Source organism: Bradyrhizobium sp. WSM1253, assembly GCF_000244935.1.
Taxonomy (GTDB): domain Bacteria; phylum Pseudomonadota; class Alphaproteobacteria; order Rhizobiales; family Xanthobacteraceae; genus Bradyrhizobium; species Bradyrhizobium canariense.
Genome location: NZ_JH600073.1, coordinates 7054004 through 7058338, shown reverse-complemented (window position 1 = coordinate 7058338; position 4335 = coordinate 7054004). Strand labels below are relative to the sequence as shown.

Sequence of the window (4335 nt, the reverse complement as noted above, 5' to 3'; positions counted from 1 at the left end):
AGATCAACATCTCAACCGTGCTGGCCGGTCAGAAGCTCGGCATCAAGGAGGTCGACGAGGGCATTTGGCTCGTCAGCTTCATGCACTACGATCTCGGTTACTTCGATCTGGAGCAGAAAACCTTGCAGCCGCTCGACAACCCGTTCGGCCCGAAGCCCGTCACCGATGTCTCAGTTGCCACCGCAGCGCCCTGAGCGCGACGCGCTCTCGTGCATTCTTGGCATGGCAGGCCCTTTGCTTGCTCCGCTGTCGCGGTCAACCCCCGAAGCCCACAGGGGCGCGGCACGCGCGGGGTTGACGGCGACAGCGCGAGCCAAGCAACAATGGCCAGGCCATGGATGCGTCTCGCCGGAACACAGCAGATCGCTGACCAGCGGCCTCAAACTGGATCGACTTTTGGAGTAAACGACTTTGAAACCCCTCGACAACCCGTTCGGCACGAGGTTGTCACCCATGTCTTAGGTACGACCTGTTACCTATGTCTCCGGTCTGGACACAGGGATTGTTGGTAGCGGGAGAGGGACTCGAACCCCCGACCCCAGGATTATGATTCCTGCGCACGCCTATCTGGTGCGCTCATCGCCTCCCCTTTGATCGTGCCCCTCTGCATCAAGGTCCTGCTTCGCGTTTCGGCGCCGGCTACTGGCCAGCTCCGAAAGCTCCTTCTTCAGCACCTCCCAGCGAGTTTCGACAGCCGGCATATCGTTTACAAATTGCCGTATCTCGCGGGCTAGCGCATGATCAGCTGCCACTCCAGAGCGCTGCAGCTCGGCGGCATAATCAAGATATCGCCGCCGGATCACATCCTGACGTGACTTGATCTGTTCGTCCCAAGGGTGTTTGGCGCTCGTTCCGCCCTTCATTTCCGAAAGCACCTCGTTGCGGGCACGCCGATCAACATCGGGCGTGATCTTTCTCTTGCGCATAGCGAGGACCGCCCCGCGCGCGGCCTTTCGAACTCGTCCGCGGGTTCGCCGCGGCGTTGCCTCCGCCGCGATCCCGCGAAGCCGAAGTTCGCCAGTAAAACGTTCTCGCCAGGCCTGAAGGTCCGCCTTACGGGGATTAAGGCGCTTTCCTGTCATTCGGCCTGCAATATTGGCTCTGACTCACTTTTGATGAAGTTCAGGCGCCGGCTCGCGTTGGTTTCACAAAGGAATCAATATGATGCAGCGAGCCCTACGTCCGTCGGTCTTGGTCCCTCGCGGATTTGACGTGGAAAGCGCCTTTTGTAGTGGCGCTACAACCGTGATCACCGTACATCCCACGAGCAGGACGAGTCTCTGTCCCGGTTGCGGGACCAGTTCAGAGAGGATTCATAGCCGATATCAGCGGCGCCTCACTGATCTGCCGCTGGCGGGGCGGCAGGTTCGCCTGGTGGTCGTGGCGCGCCGCTTTCGCTGCGTTTCTGTTTTGTGCGATCGGCGCATTTTCACCGAGCGCTTCGATGACGGAGCTCTGGCACCGTGGGCGCGGCGAACGACCCGGCTCGATCTAATCGTCCATCACCTTGGCCTTGCTTTGGGGGGCCGCCCGGCGGCGAGTTTTGCCCGTCGACTTATGCTGCCCGTAAGCAACGACACATTGCTTCGGGTGGTTAGAAGGCGCGGGTGTCCGCCCTTTGCTCCGCCGAGCGTGATCGGAATCGACGATTGGGCCTGGCGGCGCAATCAGAGGTACGGAACGATCATCTGCGACCTCGAGCGGCGACGACCGATCACTCTCTTACCCGACAGAGAGCCAGCCACTGCGCAGGCCTGGCTCGCGGGCCAGCCACAGATCGCTGTGGTCGCGCGCGACCGCGGCGGTGGTTACGCCCTTGCTGCGGTCAAGGCACTCCCGCACGCCACCCAGGTCGCCGACCGTTGGCACCTCATGGAGAACGCCAGCCACGCCTTCCTGGATGCGGTTCGCAAATCCATGCGCCAGGTCCGCATCGCGGTCGGCTCCGCCACCATAAATCCCAGCTTGTTGACCGCCGCCGAGCGCATTCAATATGAGGGCTATCTTCGGCGAGAAGACACCAACGCGGCAATCCTCAAACAGGCTGAGACGGGCATCTCCATAAAGGAGATCGTACGGCTCACCGGCCATAGCCGGGGCCTCATCCGCAGGGTATTGCGAGGTCAGCGATCCGACGTGTTCAGGGTGCGCGAGAGCTCGCTCGAGCACTACCTGCCGTGGCTCGACGCTCAGTGGACTGCTGGCCGTTGTAATGGCGCCGACCTTTGGCGTTGCCTCAAGGCGCAGGGATTTAGAGGCTCGCTGCGGGTCGTTACCGAATGGACGACACGCCGTCGACGTGCCGAAATGCCCGATGCTCAGAGCCTGCAGCGCGTACCATCCGCCACGATCGCTCGCCTGATGACCAATGGCCGCGATACGCTATCAAAGTCAGAAACCGTCACCATTGCGGCGATCGAGCAAGGCGTTCCTCTTTTGGTGGAAGCTCGAGAGATCATAGCCGCTTTCCATGCGATGATCCGCAAGAAGGCTCACGTAGAGCTTGAACCATGGTTGGAACGAGCGCGCGCAAGCCTCGTCATGTCCTTCGCCAATGGGGTCATCAAGGACAAGGCCGCTGTCAGCGCAGCGATCGCGACGTCATGGTCCAACGGACAGACCGAGGGCCAGATCACCAAGCTCAAACTGGTCAAACGCCAAATGTACGGACGCGCCAAGCTCGACTTGCTACAGGCTCGGCTAATCGGCGCCACATGACCAGTGCTGCACCAAAATTGCGTCAGAGCCAATATTGCAGGCCGAATGACAGCTCGAATGCCCGTAGCTTGTCGATGATGCGCTGATCTCGCCCCATGCGGCGGCTCAGGATCCCACGGGTGGTCGCCGTCAAGTCTAGGAGTCCGCCCATGGCCCGGGCCACACAGACAGTGTCGGCCAATGCAGTACATTGCGCTGCTTTTTTCGTTCGAATAAGTTGCGGCAATGAATCCGCGGGCCGGGAATTTCGATCTGATGCGGCTCGTCGCCGCTTCCCTTGTGTTTTGGTCGCACCAGTATCAAATTACAGGGTTCCCTGAGCCCGCCGTGCCGTGGGTTGGCTCGCTGGGTGGATTTGCAGTCTTCGCCTTCTTTGCGATTAGCGGTTATTTGAATTCTCTAAGCGTGGTCCGATCGCGTTCGTCGGCGCAATTCCTCATCAGTCGCGCCTTTCGAATTTTTCCTGCTCTGATCGTTTGCGTCTCTTTGTGCGTCCTGATGGGTGCTGTCGTCACAACCCTCCCGTTAAGCGATTACTTTGCTCCGCCAGGTTTGGGATTCAATGGTCGAAACACGCCATTTTCGTTCTTATGGCGGGACTCGATTCTCTTCTTCGGGTTGGATTACAAGCTTCCGGGAGTTTTCGAGTCGAGCCTAGGCACAACTGAGGTGCTAACACCGCTCTGGACGCTTCCCCAGGAGGCAAAGCTCTATGTCTGTTTGGCCATCGTTGCATTAGTTTGCCGGTTCGATGCCCGCGCCATTGGAGGCGCCGTTTTTGTTGTTCTTGGCGGCTTTGCAATCTCCGGCATTTGGAGCGAGCTATTGCCGATCTGGCTCGGCGAGCGGGGCCTGACATGCGCAATTCTTTTCGCCGGTGGGGTCGGCGTTGCTCTGTTAGAACGTTGCCTAACGAAGACGATTGCAGTTGCCTGCTTTACGTCGATCGCGGTGTTGCTCCTGTGGTGTGGCCATAAAGAAACCTTTGCACTCGTGGCGATCGCACCGGTCTGTGTCGTACTAAACACTATCCCGCTGCCCCGGTGGACTGCGCCCAAGCTCGATATCTCGTATGGCGTCTATCTCTATGCTCTTCCAATACAACACCTAACGTCAGACCTGCCTTTAAGCTTCTGGAGCAAGGGCCTTTTCGCTTTCATGGTCACGCTCCTGATGGGTACACTTTCGGCGCTATTGATCGAGCAGCCTATGCTTCGAGTGCGAAAGCGGATCCGTCCATTGTCTTGGCAAGGCAGTTTATGGCCCGCATCGCCGAGCATGGTGCCCGATCTAAAACACGTCAAAGATTAGCGCGACGCATCTTTCCTTCTTCTTGATTTAATCGTGGACCCGACCGCGCTTTCCCACACCCAGCACGAAGTAGCTCGCGCTTTACTAGGTCAAACGGATCGGCAATTTGGTAGTCCGCATGTGACTAGCCGTGCTCGGTGACTGATCCTATATCTTGCGACAACTTCCACCGCGGGTTCGGGGGATGTCCCGATCGCTGTTGAACTACGTCGGGCCGACGTTGCGGGAATGAATGTTACGCGGCCCTCGTGACGTGGGCAACGGGCTTGATCGTCATGCGATTGTGGCGAGCTTGAAGGGCCGCAC

General features: G+C 59.0%; 3 protein-coding genes, 1 tRNA gene and 1 pseudogene. 3 read left to right on the top strand and 2 right to left on the bottom strand.

The genetic code is table 11. The features are described from left to right. Positions 1 to 194 (top strand): annotated as a pseudogene (locus tag BRA1253DRAFT_RS34160) (IS481 family transposase); the annotation flags it as partial. Between the two features lie 312 nt (positions 195 to 506). On the opposite strand, the gene BRA1253DRAFT_RS44000 reads toward BRA1253DRAFT_RS34160, so the two are convergent. Then, positions 507 to 584: transfer RNA gene (locus tag BRA1253DRAFT_RS44000), tRNA-Met, on the bottom strand. Continuing rightward, positions 564 to 926 (bottom strand): hypothetical protein, encoded by a 363-nt coding sequence (locus BRA1253DRAFT_RS34155; RefSeq protein ID WP_245286032.1) that lies wholly within the window; start codon positions 924 to 926, stop codon positions 564 to 566. Before BRA1253DRAFT_RS34155 ends, BRA1253DRAFT_RS44000 begins: the two co-directional genes overlap by 21 nt. A 238-nt stretch (positions 927 to 1164) precedes the next feature. On the opposite strand from BRA1253DRAFT_RS34155, the gene BRA1253DRAFT_RS34150 reads away from it, so the two are divergent. Both BRA1253DRAFT_RS34150 and BRA1253DRAFT_RS34145 read left to right on the top strand, forming a co-directional pair. Further along, positions 1165 to 2718, top strand: coding sequence for an ISL3 family transposase (locus tag BRA1253DRAFT_RS34150; RefSeq protein WP_007601864.1), 1554 nt, complete (start codon positions 1165 to 1167; stop codon positions 2716 to 2718). A 225-nt stretch (positions 2719 to 2943) separates the two neighbouring features. Further along, positions 2944 to 4029 carry an acyltransferase gene (locus BRA1253DRAFT_RS34145; protein WP_007601863.1) on the top strand — a complete coding sequence of 362 codons (1086 nt, stop codon included), beginning with the start codon at positions 2944 to 2946 and terminating at the stop codon, positions 4027 to 4029. The last annotated feature ends 306 nt before the right edge of the window (positions 4030 to 4335 follow it).

What these genes read in the sequence shown, in the direction of transcription:
- BRA1253DRAFT_RS34155 (WP_245286032.1), bottom strand. Translation starts at nt 926, where the DNA reads ATGCGCAAGAGAAAGATCACGCCCGATGTTGATCGGCGTGCCCGCAAC.
- BRA1253DRAFT_RS34150 (WP_007601864.1), top strand. Translation starts at nt 1,165, where the DNA reads ATGCAGCGAGCCCTACGTCCGTCGGTCTTGGTCCCTCGCGGATTTGAC.
- BRA1253DRAFT_RS34145 (WP_007601863.1), top strand. Translation starts at nt 2,944, where the DNA reads ATGAATCCGCGGGCCGGGAATTTCGATCTGATGCGGCTCGTCGCCGCT.